The sequence below is a fragment of the Streptomyces sp. NBC_00045 genome (genome assembly GCF_045041095.1).
Taxonomy (GTDB): domain Bacteria; phylum Actinomycetota; class Actinomycetes; order Streptomycetales; family Streptomycetaceae; genus Streptomyces.
In genome coordinates this window covers 1261506-1278893 of record NZ_CP108271.1, presented here as the reverse complement: position 1 = coordinate 1278893, position 17388 = coordinate 1261506, and the positions used below count along the sequence as shown (strand labels likewise).

The 17388-nt window shown below is 74.0% G+C and carries 17 protein-coding genes and 1 pseudogene; 7 read left to right on the top strand and 11 right to left on the bottom strand.

The features are described 5' to 3' along the window. Nucleotides 1–7: 7 nt before the first annotated feature. From OHA65_RS06045 to OHA65_RS06030, 4 genes are all read right to left on the bottom strand, one after another. The gene (locus OHA65_RS06045; protein WP_327282079.1) at nucleotides 8–619 is read right to left on the bottom strand and encodes a hypothetical protein; all 612 of its coding nucleotides are present in this window, start codon (nucleotides 617–619) and stop codon (nucleotides 8–10) included. A gap of 229 nt (nucleotides 620–848) precedes the next feature. Further along, nucleotides 849–1673: an MOSC N-terminal beta barrel domain-containing protein gene (locus tag OHA65_RS06040; RefSeq protein ID WP_327282078.1), complete on the bottom strand. Its 825-nt coding sequence runs from the start codon at nucleotides 1671–1673 to the stop codon at nucleotides 849–851. Between the two features lie 55 nt (nucleotides 1674–1728). Further along, on the bottom strand, nucleotides 1729–2247 hold the full coding sequence (locus OHA65_RS06035) for a DUF6643 family protein (protein WP_327282077.1): 519 nt from the start codon (nucleotides 2245–2247) through the stop codon (nucleotides 1729–1731). A gap of 247 nt (nucleotides 2248–2494) precedes the next feature. After that, nucleotides 2495–3664 (bottom strand): glycosyltransferase, encoded by a 1170-nt coding sequence (locus OHA65_RS06030; RefSeq protein ID WP_327282076.1) that lies wholly within the window; start codon nucleotides 3662–3664, stop codon nucleotides 2495–2497. A 353-nt stretch (nucleotides 3665–4017) separates the two neighbouring features. Between OHA65_RS06030 and OHA65_RS06025 the strand changes: the two genes are divergently transcribed. Further along, entirely contained in the window at nucleotides 4018–4812 is a 795-nt protein-coding gene (locus OHA65_RS06025; protein WP_327282075.1) for an aspartate/glutamate racemase family protein, read from the top strand. A gap of 113 nt (nucleotides 4813–4925) precedes the next feature. Here the strand turns inward: OHA65_RS06025 and OHA65_RS06020 are convergent, their stop codons facing one another. Together OHA65_RS06020 and OHA65_RS06015 are read right to left on the bottom strand one after the other, a co-directional pair. Then, a complete protein-coding gene (locus tag OHA65_RS06020; RefSeq protein WP_327286005.1) occupies nucleotides 4926–5843 on the bottom strand; it encodes an ADP-ribosylglycohydrolase family protein in 918 nt (305 codons plus the stop codon). Continuing rightward, the gene (locus OHA65_RS06015; RefSeq protein WP_327282074.1) at nucleotides 5843–6442 is read right to left on the bottom strand and encodes a TetR/AcrR family transcriptional regulator; all 600 of its coding nucleotides are present in this window, start codon (nucleotides 6440–6442) and stop codon (nucleotides 5843–5845) included. The genes OHA65_RS06020 and OHA65_RS06015 overlap by 1 nt, the downstream gene beginning before the upstream one ends. Nucleotides 6443–6582: 140 nt before the next feature. Between OHA65_RS06015 and OHA65_RS06010 the strand changes: the two are divergent. Beyond that, a pseudogene (locus tag OHA65_RS06010) lies at nucleotides 6583–6774 on the top strand (FAD-dependent monooxygenase); the annotation flags it as partial. 10 nt (nucleotides 6775–6784) lie between these two features. Here OHA65_RS06010 and OHA65_RS06005 read toward each other — a convergent pair. Further along, entirely contained in the window at nucleotides 6785–7261 is a 477-nt protein-coding gene (locus OHA65_RS06005) for a VOC family protein (protein ID WP_327282073.1), read from the bottom strand. Between the two features lie 124 nt (nucleotides 7262–7385). Between OHA65_RS06005 and OHA65_RS06000 the strand changes: the two genes are divergently transcribed. The 3 genes from OHA65_RS06000 to OHA65_RS05990 are packed head-to-tail and all read left to right on the top strand — an operon-like array spanning nucleotide 7386 to nucleotide 10081. Beyond that, entirely contained in the window at nucleotides 7386–7901 is a 516-nt protein-coding gene (locus OHA65_RS06000; RefSeq protein ID WP_327282072.1) for a hypothetical protein, read from the top strand. A gap of 43 nt (nucleotides 7902–7944) precedes the next feature. Beyond that, nucleotides 7945–9546, top strand: coding sequence for an apolipoprotein N-acyltransferase (gene lnt / locus OHA65_RS05995; protein WP_405761458.1), 1602 nt, complete (start codon nucleotides 7945–7947; stop codon nucleotides 9544–9546). 34 nt (nucleotides 9547–9580) lie between these two features. Beyond that, on the top strand, nucleotides 9581–10081 hold the full coding sequence (locus OHA65_RS05990; RefSeq protein ID WP_327282070.1) for an NUDIX domain-containing protein: 501 nt from the start codon (nucleotides 9581–9583) through the stop codon (nucleotides 10079–10081). A gap of 15 nt (nucleotides 10082–10096) precedes the next feature. Here OHA65_RS05990 and OHA65_RS05985 read toward each other — a convergent pair whose 3' ends face one another. Continuing rightward, complete coding sequence (locus OHA65_RS05985) at nucleotides 10097–10867, bottom strand: trypsin-like peptidase domain-containing protein (RefSeq protein ID WP_327282069.1); 771 nt, start codon at nucleotides 10865–10867, stop codon at nucleotides 10097–10099. A gap of 167 nt (nucleotides 10868–11034) precedes the next feature. On the opposite strand from OHA65_RS05985, the gene OHA65_RS05980 reads away from it, so the two are divergent. Further along, a complete protein-coding gene (locus OHA65_RS05980) occupies nucleotides 11035–11853 on the top strand; it encodes an alpha/beta fold hydrolase (RefSeq protein ID WP_327282068.1) in 819 nt (272 codons plus the stop codon). 10 nt (nucleotides 11854–11863) lie between these two features. Here OHA65_RS05980 and OHA65_RS05975 read toward each other — a convergent pair whose 3' ends face one another. Continuing rightward, nucleotides 11864–13315 carry a hypothetical protein gene (locus tag OHA65_RS05975; protein WP_327282067.1) on the bottom strand — a complete coding sequence of 484 codons (1452 nt, stop codon included), beginning with the start codon at nucleotides 13313–13315 and terminating at the stop codon, nucleotides 11864–11866. A gap of 172 nt (nucleotides 13316–13487) precedes the next feature. Here OHA65_RS05975 and OHA65_RS05970 point away from each other — a divergent pair, with 172 nt between their 5' ends. Beyond that, nucleotides 13488–14777 (top strand): bifunctional GNAT family N-acetyltransferase/ATP-binding protein, encoded by a 1290-nt coding sequence (locus OHA65_RS05970; RefSeq protein WP_327282066.1) that lies wholly within the window; start codon nucleotides 13488–13490, stop codon nucleotides 14775–14777. A gap of 298 nt (nucleotides 14778–15075) precedes the next feature. Here the strand turns inward: OHA65_RS05970 and OHA65_RS05965 are convergent, their stop codons facing one another. Then, nucleotides 15076–15684, bottom strand: coding sequence for a hypothetical protein (locus OHA65_RS05965; protein WP_327282065.1), 609 nt, complete (start codon nucleotides 15682–15684; stop codon nucleotides 15076–15078). Continuing rightward, complete coding sequence (locus tag OHA65_RS05960; RefSeq protein WP_405761453.1) at nucleotides 15681–17300, bottom strand: serine/threonine-protein kinase; 1620 nt, start codon at nucleotides 17298–17300, stop codon at nucleotides 15681–15683. The genes OHA65_RS05965 and OHA65_RS05960 overlap by 4 nt, the downstream gene beginning before the upstream one ends. Nucleotides 17301–17388 lie beyond the last annotated feature (88 nt).

The window sequence follows — 17388 nt, the reverse complement described above, 5'->3', positions numbered from 1 at the left end:
TGCCAGGTCAGCTGCCCGCGCCCGCCCGGCCCCAGTCCGGTCCCGCCGCCGCCCACGCGCGGTCCAGCCGTATGTACCGACGATGCATGAGCCTTCGTACGACCAACCGGCGGACCGTCTCCACCAGCGCGGCCGCCCCGAGGGCGGCGGCCAGGCCCACCACCGCCGCGTGGACGCTCGCCGAGGACCGGTCGAGGGGACGCCCCACGAGCCGGCCCTGCGTATCGGTCCATATCCGGAACCGGTCACCGGCCTGCGGTGGTTCCTCCGCGGCCGGCACCGTGCCCTGGTGGCTGCTGCCGTCGGGCGCGGTCCAGGCCGCCACGATCTGCGTACGCTGCGGGGCCTGCCGTTGCGCCGACGGATCGGCCTCCGTCCCCGCGGGCGGGACCGCGGCAGGCCGCACCACCACCGCCGGGACCAGGTACCGCTCCTGCCGCTGTTCACGCGCGGCACGCTGAAGCGTGCCGTCCACCTCCAGGCCCGCGACCGTGCCGACGGCCGGAGCCACCAACAGGACGCACACCAGCGCGGCGAACGCCACCCATGCCTCGAAGAGGTCAGTCGTCCGGCGCAGCGGATTGCGCCGCCAACGCCACACACCCATTGCTGTCCACACGGTCCGGCTCCCCCAACTTGTGCCAGTCTCCGTCTGCCTGCGGTCCAAGCCTCCCGCATGCCCCGAAAAACCGCATTCCGGGACGCGCGGCAGCCTTGTCACCCGATCCGGTGCACGGTCCCGGTGGTCTAAGCCGAGCCCGCGCACTTTCCCGTCACACCTGTCGAATGCACCAACGGCCCGCCCGTGGTGCTTGGTTCCAGCGATCCTCCAGAGCCGCCCGAAGGTGTCATTCCAGGACGCGGACCTCGTCGCCCACGCGCACCGTTCCCACCCGCACGGGAACCAGCTGCCGCCCGAAGGCCAGCGACTTGCCGATCCGCCGGTGTCGGGCCAGCGTCTTCAGCGGTTCCTTGCCGCGCTCCGCCGTCGCCTGGTCCGTGGTCGTGACGATGCACCGCCCGCACTCCCGGACGCCGCGGAACACGGCGTCGCCGATCGCGATGCGCCGCCAGTCGTCCTCGGCCCACGCCTCGGCGCCGGCGACCACGATGTTCGGGCGGAATCGATTCATCGGCAGCGGACCCTCTTCGGGATGGTCCCCCTGCGCGATCAGCGCATTCAGGGCGTCCAGCGACGTGAGGGTGGCGAGAAGGACCGGATAGGCGTCCGCGAGGCTCACCGACTCACCCGGCAGCGCGTACTTCGGGTCCACGGGCCGCCGCACGGCGGGCTCGTCCATGTGCACCAGCCGCGCCGGCACCCCCAGGTAGGCGCTGAACCAGTCGGCCGCGGCGCTCGACGCGACCACGGTCTCGATCTTCTTGCCGAACAGGACGACCGGCTCCAGGGGACCCGGCGCAGGCGCCTCCACGACCAGCTCGGCCATGCCCGGAGCGGACAGCGCGATGGCGCCGCCCCCCAGCGGACGCGCCGCGGCCAACGCCAGCCGGGGCTGCTGGCGTTGGGTGATGACCGTGCCCTCGGTGTCGACCAGTGCCCACCGCCGGTCCCCGGACAGACCCCAGGGCTCCACGGCCACCTCGTCGGGAGCTGTCCCCGCTACCGACTTGACGGGATGGACGTGGAGCGCCTGGACATACAAGTTCGACATGGGAGCATCCTGCCAGGAGCTCCCGCGCACGCCCCAGTGAGCGCCCGGGGGCCCGTCAGTAGCCGCGCCCCTGGTACGGGCGGCCGTACGGGTCCTCGTACGAGGCGGCCGGAACCGGAGCCGGAACCTGCATCGGGCGCGGAGCGGCCGGACGCATCGCCTCGTACCCGGTGCCCATGGCCACCGGCCGGGGCTGCTGCGGCTGCGCCTGCTGCATGTAACCCGCGCGGGCCACGGCCGGCTGCTGCTGCGGGATGTACGGGGCGGGCGCGTTCTGCAGGGGCATCGGCGCGGGCGCCGCCTGCTGGTACGGGTACCCGTACGCAGGGGCTTGCTGCTGCTGCGGCACGGCCGGGGGCAGCGCGGCCGGCAGCGCGGGCAGCGAGGAGGCGAGGGCCGGGAGGTACCCACCGCTCGAATAGCCGGCGCTCGGGGAGTCGTACGCGGCCGGAACGCGGATCGGGGCGATCTGCGGAGTGCCGCGTTCGGCGACGAGGGAGTCGTAGATGGGGGTGTCCGGGAAGGAGGGCGCGGAGTAGTAACCGCCGCCATAAGTGGAGCGGGGGGAGGTCATGGGACCTAAGTTAAGCCCACGACTTCACCGGGTCCATAGCGAGGTGTGACGAACACCGCGCTGACCTGCATATTCGCAGGTCAGAGCCACACGCTTCACTTCGCGTTCACGTGCACGTTTTCGCCACTTCCACACCGGGTTGTTCCTACTCGTACTCACCGGTTGGGTGTTGCACGGATGTGCTGCTGACATAGCGTCACAACACGGTGACCTGGGATGACATCGGCCCGGTGGGCGGTTTGTCGTTTCAGGCATCACTTGGGCGGGCATAGGTACGGCCCTTCCATGCCGCGCCGCGCCCCCGGTAGTGCTGGACCGCCGAGTCGACGGTCATCAGGAGGTACAGGAAGGCCGTGAGCGGAAGCAGCGGGGCGAGCACGACGGGCTGGCGGTAGTACCGCAGCATCGGGAGATAGGTGCCGGCCATCAACAGCCAGGCGAGCCCGCCCGCCCACGCGGTGGCGGCGTGCCCGCCGGCCAGCCCCGCCAGGAGGGCGGCGGGGGGGACGAGGTAGACGAGCACGAGCCCGGCCACCGTCCCGGCCAGCAGTAGGGGCTGGTGACGCAGTTGCGCGTACGCGCTGCGCGAGACCATCCGCCACAGGTCGGCGAGTGCCGGGTACGGACGCACGCTGTCCACCCGTTCCGCGAGCCCCAGCCAGATCCGGCCGCCCGAGCGCCGGACCGCGCGCGCGAGGGAGACGTCGTCGATGACGGCGTGCCGGATCGAATCCGGAACCCCCGCCCGCACCGCCGCCCCGGTCCGCAGCAGGACGCAGCCGCCCGCCGCGGCGGCGGTCCGGCCGGTCGGGCGGTTGATCCGTCGGAAGGGGTAGAGCTGGGCGAAGAAGTACACGAAGGCCGGTACGACGAGCCGCTCCCACGGGCTGACGGCACGGAGCCGGGCCATCTGCGAGACCAGATCGAGCTCGGCGGTCGTCGCGGCCGCGACGAGCTCGCGCAGGCTGTCGGGCTCGTGCGCGATGTCGGCGTCGGTGAGCAGGAGGTACTCGGGCTCGCTGGCACGAGCGGTCCGGGCCAGCGCGATGCCGTGGCGCAGCGCCCACAGCTTCCCGGTCCAGCCGGGTTCCGGCTCGCCGGGGGAGACGACGGTGAGGGGCAGCCCGGGCTGCTGCCGGGCCAGCCGCCGGGCCAGGGCGCCGGTCCCGTCGGTGCTGCCGTCGTCGACCAGGATGACCTCGGCTTCGCCGGGATAGTCCTGCGCGAGCAGCGAAGGCAGGCTGCACGGGAGCACCTCGGCCTCGTCCCGGGCCGGGACCACGATGGCGACGGAGGGCCAGCGGGCGGGGGCACTGCGCGGCGGCAGCCGCACGTCGGTCCGCCAGAACATGCCTTGGGCGAGCGTGAGCCAGATCCAGACGAGAAGGGACGCGCAGGCGGCGCAGAGAAGGCCCATGCGCGCAGTCTGCCGAACCTTTCGGGGCATGTCGCGCATTCGGGGGGTCGGGGGCCGAGGTGGCGGGGTCCGTGCGCTCGGTGATGGCGGGGGGCGGTCCCGGCAGCCGCCCCCACCTCCAGCCCCTTGGCCGGTTCTCGTGCGCTCGCCCCCGCGGGGGACCTCCCGCCTCGGGCGGCTCGCGTCGGCGCGGGTACGGCTCGGAGGGGGTGCCGGCCAGCGGGTTTCCAGGTTCGAGGGGGTCGGCGTCTCCCGTCGGGCCGGCTTCGGGTCCCCCTGCGGCACAGCCGGGTTCCGGCCGCCGTGGGCCTCCGTTTGGGGTTTTCGGGTCGGGCTTCGATTAAGGTGACCAGGTGAAGATCGCCCTCATGGACTCCGGAATCGGCCTCCTCGCGGCGGCCGCCGAGATGCGGCGGCTGCGGCCCGACGTCGATCTGGTCCTCTCCTCCGACCCCCTCGGCATGCCCTGGGGGCCGCGTACCCCCGACGATCTGACCGGGCGGGCTGTGGGTGTGGCCCGGGCCGCCGCGGGGCACCGGCCGGACGCGCTGATCGTGGCCTGCAACACCGCCTCCGTGCACGCCCTGCCCACCCTCCGGGCCGAGCTCGAACCCGGAATCCCGGTGATCGGGACCGTGCCCGCGATCAAGCCCGCTGCCGCCGCGGGCGGGCGCGTGGCCATCTGGGCCACCCCCGCCACCACCGGCAGCCCCTACCAGCGCGGGCTGATCCGTGACTTCGCCGCCGGGGCCCGGGTCACCGAGGTGCCCTGCCCGGGGCTCGCCGACGCGGTCGAAGTGGGGGACGACGCCGCCATCGCGGCTGCCGTCGCCGCTGCTGCCGCGCTGACCCCGACCGACGCCACCGACATCGTCCTCGGCTGCACGCACTACGAGCTCGTCGACGCGATCATCCGCGCCGCCCTGGCCGAGCGGACCGGCGGCGCCGAGCTCCGCTTCCACGGTTCCGCCGAGCCCGTCGCCGTACAGGCGCTGCGCCGCCTCGGCGCCCTCCCCGATCCCGGTCTGCCCCGTACCGGAACCCTGACCGTCCTGCTCAGCGGGCAGGAGGGCGAGCTCCCCGCCGCCGCGCTCGGCTACGCCGAAGGGCGGCTGCTCGTGGGTGAGGGCGCGCCCGTCGGGAGATGACCCCGCAGGACCTCGACCTCGTCCCGGCCGCCACCGGTCCGGCGCGAAACCGCTGCCACGGCGCTGACCGCGCGGTGCCTGCGGTCAGCGCCCGAGGCTGATCCGCCCGACCGCTACGCATGTTCCGCCAGCGAGCGGGCCAGCTCGCCCAGTGCGGACGCGTCCAGTACCCGGTCGCCGAAACCGGGCAGCGGTACGTGTAGCGCGGCGGTCCATTCGGGCGGGATCGCCGCCTGACCGTAGCGGGCTCCGGCCAGGGTGCCGGTGACCGCCGCCACCGTGTCGGTGTCCCCGCCGAGGTCCACGGCGGCCCGGACGGCCGGGGCGAACCCGGTGGTCGTCCGCAGCGCCCACACCGCGGAGCCCAGGCAGGGCCACACCGCCCCGTTGAACTCGGTGGCCAGCGCCGGATGCCAGTCGGGGCCGAGGACGACCCGGTACCGCTCTCGGTGGTCGGGGTGCACCGCGCCGAGCACCTCGGGGAGGGCGGCCAGCGGATCGTCCCCGCCGAGAGCCACCCGTACGAGCTCGTGCAGTACGGCCGTGCCCTCCCAGGCCGCCCGGTCGCCGTGCGTCAGCGCGGCGATCCGTCGGGCGGCGTCCATCGTCGCCTCCCGTCCGTCGGCGGCGAAGTACACCGCCGAGGTGGAGGCCCGCATCAGGGAACCGTTGCCGGCCGCCCGCGCGTTGATCTGGAAGTGCAGTGCGGCGGCCAGGTCCCAGGCCTCGCCGCTGGTCAGCACGTCCTCCGTCTGGAGCCCGATGTCCTTGGGATGGCCGGCCGCCCAGCGCTGGAACCGCCCGAAGACATCGGGGAGTTCGAGACCGCCGTGCTCCAGCAGTGATTCGCCGACCAGGACGGCCATCTGCGTGTCATCGGTCGCCTCGCCCGGATCCCAGCCGCCGCCCCCGCGCATCTCCTCGCCGCGGGCCGTCAACTCCCCGGCGGGACCGAACTCGTAGGGCGCGCCGAGCGCGTCACCCACGGCCGAGCCCAGGACGGCGCCGACGGCGCGGTCGAGTTGAGTGATCACGTTTCCTCCTCGGGCGGTTGGGGGCATACGCAGGCCAGTACACCGCGTGCGAAGCCGTCCGGGTCGTCGAGTCCGGCGGCGGCGAGGGTGTCCGGCGCCCCGGCCAGCAGGTGGGGGATCGCACCGTGCAGGGCGAGCGTGAGGGCCCGGGCCCGGTCCGGTCCGGCCGCGAGCCCGGCCGCGCGCAGCAGCCGCTCGTGCGCCGCGAAGTCCGCCGAGCCGATCGGGTCCAGCAGTGCGGCCAGCCACGGGCGCCGCGCCGCCTCGGTCTGGAGCTCCAGGTAGGCGAGTACGCGCGGCCGTCCGGGGCCGGCCACGTCGCGCAGCAGTCCGGCGAGCAGGGTCGCCAGGCCGGCCCGGTCGGCGGGCCCCGGCCCGGCTCCGGCAAGGCGGGCGGTCAGTGCCCGGTACTGCTCCAGGCAGCGTTCGGCGGCGGCCCGCAGGAGCGCGTCGCGGGTCGGGAAGTAGTTCTTGGCCGTGCCCAGCGGTACGGCGGCAGCCATGTCGACGGCACGGTGCGTCAGTCCGCGCCCGCCCGCTCCCGCCAGCACGGTGACGGCCGCGTCGCGCAGCCGGTCCCTCCGGTCCTGATTCACGTTGCCACTTAACCACAGCCGTGGTACCGCAGGTGTGGTAGTCGTGGGCGTGCTCGCGGGATCGCGTGGTGCGCGGGCCGAGGAGGGACGCCGTGCGGAACGGCACGAACGGCGTGAACGGCAGGAACGGCAGGAACGGCCTCGATGTCGAGGCCCTGGCCCACGCGGTCGCCGCCCACGGGCGGGCCGGCCTGCCCGCCGCCCTGCGCGCGTACGACGGCGAGCGCCGCCGCAGTGCCCAGCGCGTCGCCTTCGCCTCGCGGACCCTGCACCGCTTCGTGAGCGGCCGGCGCCCCGCCCTGCGCGACGCGCTCGTCGGCCTCCTGCCCGGCGAGCCCGGGGTCACCCGCCCGCCAGCCGGCCCTCCAGCTCGTCCTGGGACACGTCCTCCAGGTGGGTCAGGAACACCCACAGGTGCCCGAACGGGTCCCGGAGGATGGCGGTCCGGTCGCCGTGGAACTGGTCGGTCGGCGGCTGGAGCAGTTCGGCGCCCTCGGCCACCGCCGTCCGTACGAGTGCGTCCACGTCCGGTACGAACACGTGCAGCGCGGCGGAGGTGCCGCCCAGCGCGGGCGGGGCGCTGAAGGGTCCTTCGGAGACGTCGCCGAGCATCAGAGTGGCCCCGGCGATCCGTACCTCGGCGTGCAACACCCCGCCTTCGGGGTGATCGAGGCGGAAGTCCTCGACGGCGTCGAAGGCCCGCCGGTAGAAGGAGAGCGCGGCCGGTGCGTCGGCCACCATGATGTGCGGCACCACCGCGGTGCGGTAGCGATCGGGAACGGTCTGTACGGCGCGCTGGTCTGCCTCGTGAGTGCTCATGGGAAGGAACGTAGGACCTCAAGTTTGCTTGAGGTCAAGGCCGGGCAGGTGACTTCGCGACGCCCCCGCGCCGCGAGGGCGACAGGCAGTGGCGCAGATGCGGAACGTGAGTACGCTGCTACACATGACGGTTCACCCCCCGGGTCCGCTGTGGACGGGACGGGCCTCCAACCGCGCGCAGTGGCTCCTCGCCGTGGCCGGTGCGGCCTGCCTCGCACTCGGCGTGGGGCTCGCCGTCGACTCGAACTGGACCGGCGGCACCGTCCCGCTGCTGATGTCCGTCATCGGCTGCCTCGCCGTCGGCCTGCTGATCCTCTACGGCACCCTCGCTTTCGTGCACGTCGCCGTCACCGTCGACGCCGAGGCGATGGAGGTCCGCTGCGGCCACATCGGGCTGCCGCGCCGCAAGATCCGGCTCGTGGAGGTGGACTCCGCCGAGTTCCTCCCCCGGATCACCCCCCAACAGTGGGGCGGTTGGGGCTACCGCTGGCGGCCCGACAAGGGCACCGCCGTCATCGTCCGGCGCGGCGAGGGAGTCGAACTGCGGCTCGGCGACGGCAAGGTGTTCACGGTCACCGTCGACGATGCCGAGAACGCGGTCCGGGTCATCCGAACCCACCTGCGGACCCTTGCCCGCTGAAGGTCCTCCCGCTGCCGGCGGGTGGGCACGTACACTCCGGCAAATGAGCAGCAGCATCACCGCAGAGCCCGGCCGTGCCGCGGAGGCGGAAGCCGGAATCGAAGCCGCCGCATCGCCGTGGAAGCGGTGGGCGGCCTCCTGGCCGCTGCGCGCCGCCCTCGCGGCCGGCTCCGGCGCCCTGCTCTACCTGAGCTTCCCTCCCCGCCCGCTGTGGTGGCTGGCCCCCTTCGCCCTCGCCGTGCTCGGCGGCTGCCTCCGCGGCCGCCGCGCCCGCGCCGGCTTCGGCCTCGGGCTCTTGCACGGCCTCGGCTTCCTGCTGCCGCTGCTCGTCTGGACCAGCGAGGGAGTCGGCCCGGTCCCCTGGCTCGCCCTCGTCACCCTCGAAGCCCTCCTGATCGGCCTCACCTGCCTCGGGATCACCCTCGTCAGCAGGCTCCCCGCCTGGCCCCTGTGGGGCGCGGCCGTCTGGATCGCGGGCGAGGCACTGCGCGCCCGGGCCCCCTTCGGCGGCTTCCCCTGGGGGAAGCTCGCCTTCGGCCAGGCCGACGGGATCTTCCTGCCGCTCGCCGCCCTCGGCGGCACCCCGCTGCTGTCCTTCGCCGTCGCCCTCTGCGGATTCGGGCTGTACGAGGCCCTGCGCGTGGCCCTGGGCCACCCCCGCCGGGCCGCCGCGGCCCTCGCCGCGCTCGCCGTCGCCACCCCGATCGGCGCGGCGCTCGCAGCCCGACCGCTCGTGTCCGACGCCCCCGAGAAGGGCACCGCCGTGGCCGCCGTCGTCCAGGGCAACGTCCCGCGAGCCGGTTTCGACTTCAACGCCCAGCGCCGCGCGGTCCTCGACAACCACGCCAACCGCACGCTCCAGCTCGCCGCGGACGTCAGCGCCGGACGGGTCACCGCGCCCGACTTCGTGGTCTGGCCGGAGAACTCCTCCGACATCGACCCGTACATCGAGCCCGATGCGTACGCCGTCATCGACGAGGCGGTCAAGACCATCGGCGTCCCGGTCGCGATCGGCTCCGTACTGGTGCCGGAGACCGGCCCGCTGCGCAACACGATGATCCTGTGGGACCCGGTCAAGGGGCCCGTCGACACCTACGACAAGCGCAAGATCCAGCCCTTCGGCGAGCGCATCCCGATGCGGTCCTTCGTCCGGCTCTTCAGCTCGGACGTGGACCGGGTGCAGCGCGACTTCGGCCCCGGCAAGAAGCCGGGCGTCTTCGACATGGCGGGCAGCCGGGTCGGCATGGTCACCTGCTACGAGGCCGCCTTCGACGACGCGGTGCGCTCCACGGTCCGGGCGGGGGCGCAGGTGATCGCCGTGCCGAGCAACAACGCGACGTTCGGCCGCTCGCAGATGACCTACCAGCAGCTCGCGATGGACCGGGTGCGCGCGGTCGAACACAGCCGGACCGTGCTCGTCCCCGTCACCAGCGGTGTCAGCGCGGTGATCCGCCCCGACGGGGAGATCGTGCAGGAGACGAAGATGTTCACGGCGGACGCGCTCGTCGCCGAGATCCCGCTGCGCTCCACGCAGACCCCGGCCACCCGCTTCGGCCCGCTGCCCGAGTACGCGCTGCTCCTGCTCGCGGCGGGCGGCCTCGGCTGGACCCTCGCCCGCCGGATCCGGGCCCGCAGGACGTCCTGACGGGGTGGCGCCGGCGGTTTCGTAGGGTCGGGGGATGACCACACCTGATTTCATCCGCCAGATCCGCGCCTCCGCCGGGAACCAGCTGCTCCTGCTGCCCGGGGTGACCGCCATCGTCTTCGACGACCGGGGGCGCGTACTGCTCGGCCGGCGCTCCGACACCGGCCGCTGGTCCGTGGTCGGCGGGATCGCGGAGCCGGGGGAGCAGCCCGCCGTGACGGCGGTGCGCGAGGTGTACGAGGAGACGGCGGTGCACTGCGTGCCGGAGCGGGTGGTGCTGGTGCAGATGCTCGAACCGATCACCTACCCGAACGGCGACGTCTGCCAGTTCCAGGACATCACCTTCCGCTGCCGGGCCACCGGCGGAGAGGCCCGGGCCAACGACAGCGAGTCGCTGGAGGTGGCCTGGTTCGAGGTGGACGCCCTGCCCCCGCTGGAACCCTTCGCGGTGGACCGCATCCACCGCGCCCAAGGCAACGACCCGACCTGGTTCGCACCCGTGCCCGGGCTCCCGGAGGGGCAGCGCCTCGGCTGACGTCCGGGGCAGGGGTCAGCCTGCGGAGACCGCCGCCTCGCGGTAGAGCTCCAGGGCCTGGTCGCCCATCACCGCGCTGTACGAGACCTCCGGGACCATGCCGCCGTCCTCGTAGCCGCCGAGGACGCCGGTCAGGGCGCCGTCCGCGAGCCAGGGGCTGCCGCTCGTGCCGCCTGCGAGGTCCGGGCAGTCGATCCGCCGCTGCGTCTGCGAGAACAAGCCCGTGGCGTTGGCGCAGCGCAGCGGGACCTCGTCGGTGCTGGGGTAGCCGAGGATCGTCACCGTCACGTCGTCCGGCTGCTCGGTCGCCACCGGGAAGCCGCCCACCGTGTCCTCGATGCGCCGGGTGCCGCCGTCCGCCGGGACGACAGTCGCGAAGGCGATGTCCTGGTCGGGGTCCCGGCCGTCCGTCCACTCCGGGGCGACGTACGTGCCGGTCAGCTTCCACGTGCCGTACGGGGCCTTGCCGTCGCGGTAGCCCGGCGCGAACACCGTGCTGTCCGGATTGTCCAGGCAGTGCGCGGCGGTCGCGATCACATCGCGGTCGTCGCTGTGCACCACGGCCGCAGTGCAGAAGTGCCCGCCGTCGAGGGTGTCGGCGAACAGGGCGCCCACCCGGTTCGCCGCCGCGTCGGATCCGGCCTGGACGGTCACCCCGAGCGGCGGCACGGCCGCGGCGTCGGGCAGGTCCACGCTGACCAGGGCGGCCATCGCGGCCAGCGCCAGCAGGATCCGGGCCGCCGCCAGCCGGGTGCGGGCTCGGTCGGCCTGTCGTCGGAGGTGCATGCGCGGGATCATGCCCCGAGCCTCCCCGTCGAAGCTATGTCCGGAGCCCGATATTCCATATGAATGCGCTGTGAATCCGGGCCCCACAGGTGAGCGGCGCGTGGCGGGGGCGCGCGGGGCGGGCGAGACTGGCAGAGGCGCCAGGGGGGTCCAGGAGGTGTCCCGCCATGACCGCACAGCGCCGCACGCCCGTGGTGTTCATCCACGGCCTCTGGCTGCATTCCACGAGCTGGGAGGGCTGGGCCGACACCTTCGGCGACGCCGGGTACGAGCCCGTCCTGCCGGAGTGGCCCGGGGTCCCCGACACCGTCGCCGAGGCCCGCCGCCGGCCCGACGACCAGGCGGGGGTCGGGCTCGTCGAGATCTCGGACGCGCACGCCAGGGTGATCCGGGCCCTGCCCGTCCGTCCGGTCCTCGTGGGGCACTCGGTCGGCGGGTTCATCGCCCAGCACCTGCTCGGCCAAGGTCTCGCCGAGGCCGCGGTGGCCATCTGCCCGGGGCAGATCAAGGGCGTCAAGGCGATCGCCCCGGCGCAGGCCAGGTCGACGTTCGCCGTCCTGCGCGATCCCGGCAACACCCGGCGGTCCGTGGCGCTGAACCGCGAGCAGTTCCGCTACGGCTTCGCCAACGCCGTGTCCGAGGAGGAGTCCGAAGAGCTGTACGACGAGTGGACGATCCCGAGCACCGCCCGCCCGCTGTTCCAGCTGGCGCTCGGCAATTTCACCCCGCACTCCCCGGCCGAGGTCGACACCGGGAACGAGACCCGCGGCCCGCTGCTCCTGCTGTCCGGCAGGCTCGACCACACCGTCCCGGACCTGCTGACCCGCTCGACCTACAAGCAGTACAGTCACTCGCACGCGACCACCGAGTACCAGTGCTTCGAGGACCGAGGCCACTCCCTGATCGTCGACCACGGCTGGCCCGATCTGGCCCGCGCCTCGCTGTCCTGGCTGGACTCCCACACCGCGCAGGCCCAAGCCGCCTGACCGTCCGGCGCTACCGGCGCTCGTACACCGTCACCCGGCGGCCCCGGACCTGGCGGTCCTCCACCACCCGGAACCGCTCTTTGAGCACCGCCGCCTTCGCCGCGTCCCGGGCGGCGCCCGACGGCTTCGCGACCTTCGCCGAGTCCGTCACCAGCAGCACCCGCCGCTGCCCGAGCAGCGCCGCCCGTATCCGCGCCGGGTCGGCCTCCTCGCCCTTGAGGGTGGCCGAGGCCACCGGGCTCCGCTCCAGGGCGACGTCCACCAGCCCCGTGAAGGAGCCCGGGGAGACCAGCGCCGTGTCCCGCCGGGCGGCCGGTACGAACAGCACCGCGTCCCCGGGCCGCCCCAGGCGGGCCACCTCCCCGGCCACCGACAGCACGTCGTCGACCCGGCTGGCCGGTGCCCGCTTGTCCAGCTCCAACGGCAGCATGGCCACTACCGCGATCCCGGTCACGGCCGGAACGAGCAGGCCCGGCGCCCGCGGGAACCGGGGCCGGACGGCCCGTACGGCGGCGCCCAGACCCGCACCGATCAGCAGGGCCAGTCCCAGCATGCTGAACAGCACGTACCGGTCCAGGAACAGCGGCTGGACCAGGGACATCCCGATCAGGCCGAGCTGCGGCACCGCCAGCAGCGGCAGCCCCACCGCCGTCGCCGACAGCCCGCCCGTGCGCGGCCGGTCCGCGAGGGCGCCGATGCCGCCGATCGCCAGCAGGATCGCCGGGCCGATCATCATGTGCCAGGTGAGCGGCGGTATCCACGACACCTGGTCGGACTGGCTGCGGCTGAACAGCACCAGCGGCAACGCCCCCGCGACCGCGCACGCCCCGTACGCCGCCCAGCGCAGCCACACCCCGCGCCCGGCCCGCACCCACCACAGCGTCGCCGCGTGCGCGGGCAGGACCAGCAGCGACAGCCAGTTCAGTAGCGCGCACACCAGCACCGCGAGCGCGTACCCCGTCCACCGCGGCCAGGCACGCCGGCCGGGCGGCGCCGACAGCAGCGACACCAGCAGCAGGGTCGACAGCCCGGCGCCGGCCGTGACCAGCGCGTACGGCCGGCCCTCCTGCAGGTAGAACTGCACGGCTGGCAGCAGCCCGAGCGCCAGTCCGCCGCCCAGCCCCGCCCAGAAGCCGGCCAGCCGCCGCCCGATCACGGCCACGCAGGCCGCGGCGGCCGCCACCGCCAGCACCGACGGCAGCCGCAGCGTGGTCGTACCCGCCCCGAAGAGCTCGAAGAGCCCGTGCATCAGCAGGTAGTACAGCCCGTGCACGGCGTCGACGTTGCCGAGCATGTCCCATATCTCGCCCGTCGACCGCCCGGCCACCTGCCAGGTCGCCGCCTCGTCCCGCCACACGCTGTCCTGCCGCGAAAGCCCCCACAGACCGAGCCCGAGCGTCCACAGGACGGGAACCAGCCACGTGATCGTCCGCAGGCGGGCGCCGGACCGGTCAGCGGACATGTCGCAAGTCATGGAACTGATCGGGTCCTCGGTACGGGGCGCGGGCGGAAGCCACCAGTCTATGGACGACACGGACGGTTTCCGGACCGGCTGTTGTGCACGGCGGAGCGTGATCGCCGGGCCCGCCCGCCCCTAGCCTCGCCGCAGGAGCACGAACGAGGGGCGGTACCCGGTGAACTGGCTCATCCACGACTACCGCGAGAGCGATCTCGCCGCGGTGGTCCACCTGATCGACACCACGGCCGAACTCGGCCAGGAGTCCGTCTTCTCGCTCGCCGAGTGCATCAGCGCCCTCACCGACCGGCAGCCCTGCGTGGTGGCCGTGCACCAGGGCGTCCCGATCGGTGCGGCCCTCGCCTGCGTCACCGGCGAGCGGGCCTGGGTGATGCGGATCGCGATCGCTGCGGGCTGGCGCGGCCGGGGCCTGGCCAGCGCCCTCCTCGTCGAACTGGAGCGGCGGCTGATCGCCGCCCGCGTCGGGCGGATCGCGTACGTCCTGCCCGAGGAGGACCTGCTCGGCGAGGGCCTCCTCAACGCCGGCTACACGCGCCAGCCCGCCGTCGCCTACTTCGAGAAGACCGAGCCGCTGCACGGACCCGCAGCCGGCCTGCTCGACGACCTCGGCGGCCGCTTCCTCCCCAACGACCTGTGGACCGGGGTCGCCGGCATGGAGCACGAGAAGGACCTCATAGAACGGCGCGTCGTGCTGCCGCTCGCCGAGCCCGAGCGGGCCGCCGCGCACGGCGTGCGGCCGCCGCGCGCCATCACCCTCTTCGGGCCGCCCGGCACCGGCAAGACCACCTTCGCCCGCGCCATTGCCTCCCGGCTCGGCTGGCCCTTCGTGGAACTGTTGCCCTCCCGCCTCGCCGACGAGGGCAACCTGGCCGCCGCGCTGCGCGACGCGTTCGCCCGGATCGCCGAGCTGGAGCGGGTCCTCGTCTTCATCGACGAGGTGGAGGAGATCGCACCCGTGCGCACCGAGCCGGCGCAGCCCGGCGGGATCCACGGGGTCACGAACGAGTTGCTGAAGCTGATCCCCGGGTTCCGGGAGGGCGACGAGCGGTTGCTGGTGTGCGCCACCAACTCCATCCGCTCCCTGGACCCGGCCTTCCTGCGGCCCGGGCGCTTCGACTACCTGATCCCGATCGGCACCCCGGACGCCGGGGCGCGCGCCGCGATCTGGTCCCGCTACACGGCCGGCCGGCCGGACGTGGACGTGGCGGCGCTGGTGGCGGCGAGCGAGCTGTTCACCCCGGCCGACATCGAGCACGCGGCGCGGATCGCGGCGCAGGTGTCCTTCGAGCGGGACCTGGAGGCGGTGGGCGCGCGCGGCGCGGCGGCGGCCCAGCTCGGCGCCTCCACGCAGGACTACCTGGCGGCGGTCGCGCAGTGCCGGCCGACGGTGACCACTGCGATGACGGGCGAGTTCGAGGCGGACATCACCGCCCACGCCCGCTTTTGAACGACCTGCCACGGACGGGTCGGCGCGAAGGGGCCCGCAGCCACTCCCCGAAGCGGCTGCGGGCCTCCCGCGCGGACGAGGCATCCGTGCGGGACGGCCACGCCCCGGTCGGGGTGTTCGCCGGCCGGAACGTGGCGCGCGGTGCCGGGGGGCGTCCCTGAGTCCTCGTCGGCGTCTTCGCGTCAACCAGCGGGAGCGGTGTGCGCGCTTCGGCCGAACGGCATCGGCGGCCTCGACCGGAAGGACGGTGCCGTTGGTCCCGCCCCACCGGGCCGTGGGCCCCGCCGCAGTCCGTCGGCTAGCCGGTGCAGCGGTACGTGAACTGCGTCGCGGCGGTGCGCTCCGCGGGCGAGACCAGCTGGAGCTTGGCCTCGGCCGCGTACGTGCCCCGGCCCTGGAAGGTCCACAGCAGGTGCAGCCGGGCCTCCTTGCGCCCGCGCGGCACCCGCTCGGTGAGCTGCTCCGACTGAGTGCCGTCGGAGCGGATCCACCGGTACGTGAGGGTCCCCGCCCGGCCGTTGGTCCGTACGACCGCCACCACGTCCGCCGTGGAATCGCAGCCGGGACCCTGCGGGCCGGCGGCGACCGTCACGTCCCGTACCTCCAGGGCCGGGCCGTACCGCTGCCAGGCCAGGTACGCGAGCACCGCGAGCAGGACGGCGGCGGCCAGGGTGTACCGGCGCCACTCCGCGCGCCGTCGGCGCGGCACGGGTTCGGCGACCACGGGGAACGGGGCCGGCATCGCGGCGGTCACCCCGGGCCCGAACCGCAGGACCGACCCCTCGATCCGGTCGGGCACGGCCTCCTGCGGCGGTTGCGGCAGCGGGAGCGTCCGGGACTCCGGCTGCGGGGGCCCGCTGAACCAGTGACTGCCGAGGACGGTGGCGCTGTAGTCGTCGTCGCTCATCCGATCGTGCACCTCCTGATGTAGACCTGGGAGGTCGAGGAACCATTGCCGGCGGCGGGCTTGGTGGTGGCGAGCACGCCCCAGTAGCAGCCCCGACCGCCGAAGGTGTGGGTCTTGACGAGCGGTGCCGCGGCGCCCGGCTGGTACGTCAGGGTGTCGGAGGCGCCGTCCGGCGTGCCGAGCTTCCCCTCCGCGCTGCCGGTGAACCATTCCAGGACCACCGTCACCGGCGCCGTGCCCTTCGCCTCGACCGTCACCGTCGCCTGCCCCAGGGACGGGCCCGTCTCGCGGAGGGTGACGGACACCGCGCCGACGACCACCGTCGGTTTCGGCGAGGGCGGCGCGGTGGTCGTCGGACTCGTCGTCGGCGGGGTGGTCGTCGGCGTCGCCACCGGCGACCAACTCGGGCTCGGCGTCGATGACGGAGAAGGCGTCGGCGACGTGGACGGGGACAGCGAGGGGGAGGGGGACGGGGACGGCGAGGAAGTGGCGGACACGCTCGGACCCGGCGCCGGCGAGGGGCCGGTGGCGCCCGGGCTCGCACTCGACGTCGCGAACGCGTTCAGCGCGGCGGCACCGCCGGCCTCCCCTCCGGCCGCACTGTAGGTGAGCGCGGCGAGCACCCCCAGGACCAGCGCCGCGCCGCCCGCGATCAGGCCGCGCCGGCCCGGCGCCCAGCGGGAAGGGCTCGCGATCGTGGTCGTGGCCACCGCCGTGGTCCCGGCTGCCGGAGCGCCGGCGGAGGGGAACAGCAGCGGCAGCAGCGCGGCCAGCGCCGCGAGCTTGCGCTGCCCGCGCTCCTCCCAGTCCGGTCCGTACGCGGCGAGCGCCACGTCCTCCAGTTCCGCCACGAACGCCTCGGCGTTCTCCGGCCGCTGCTCCGGAACCTTGGCCAGACCCCGCCGGATCAGCGGGCGCACCGGTTCGGGCGCCTCGGTCTCCGGCACCGGGGCCTCGATGTGCTGGACCGCCAGCTCCGCGAAGTTCTCCCCGGCGAACGGCTTGCGGCCGGTCAGGCACTCGAAGAAGGTCGCCGTCGCCGCGTACACGTCGGCCGCGGGCGAGGCCGGCCGGCCCTGCCACTGCTCAGGGGCCATGTACGCCGGAGTGCCGGCCACGCCCGGGGTCGTCCCGCGGCGCGCCGCGATGCCGAAGTCCACCAGCTTCGAGGAGCCGTCGGCGCCGACCAGTACGTTCTCGGGCTTGTAGTCGCGGTGGACGACGCCCGCCCGGTGCGCCGCGGCCAGGCCCAGCAGCGAGCCCTTCAGCACCACCAGCGCGGCCTCGGGATCGGTCTGCCCGGCCTGCTTCAGCAGGGCGCGCAGGGAGATCCCGTCGACCAGTTCCATGACGATGGCGGCGCCGCCGGGAGCCGTCGTGTACTCGACGTACTCGTACAAGCGCACCACGTACGGCGTGTCCAGTCCGCCGAGCAGCCGCGCCTCGGCCCGGAACTCCCCGACGAACGCAGGGTCCTCGCGCAGCCGGTCGCTGAGGTACTTCACCGCGACCGGGGTGCCCGTGGCTTCGTGGACGGCGAGGACCACGCGGCCACTGCCGCCCGAGCCGAGCTCGCGGACCTGCGCGTAGCCGGGCACCGTCCATTCGTTCTTCATCGTCTGCCCCCGTCCGTGGCGTCACCGAGTCCCCGGCCCGGTCGTTCCGAGCGGCCACACCCAGGGACACGGTTTCCGCCACGGCTGG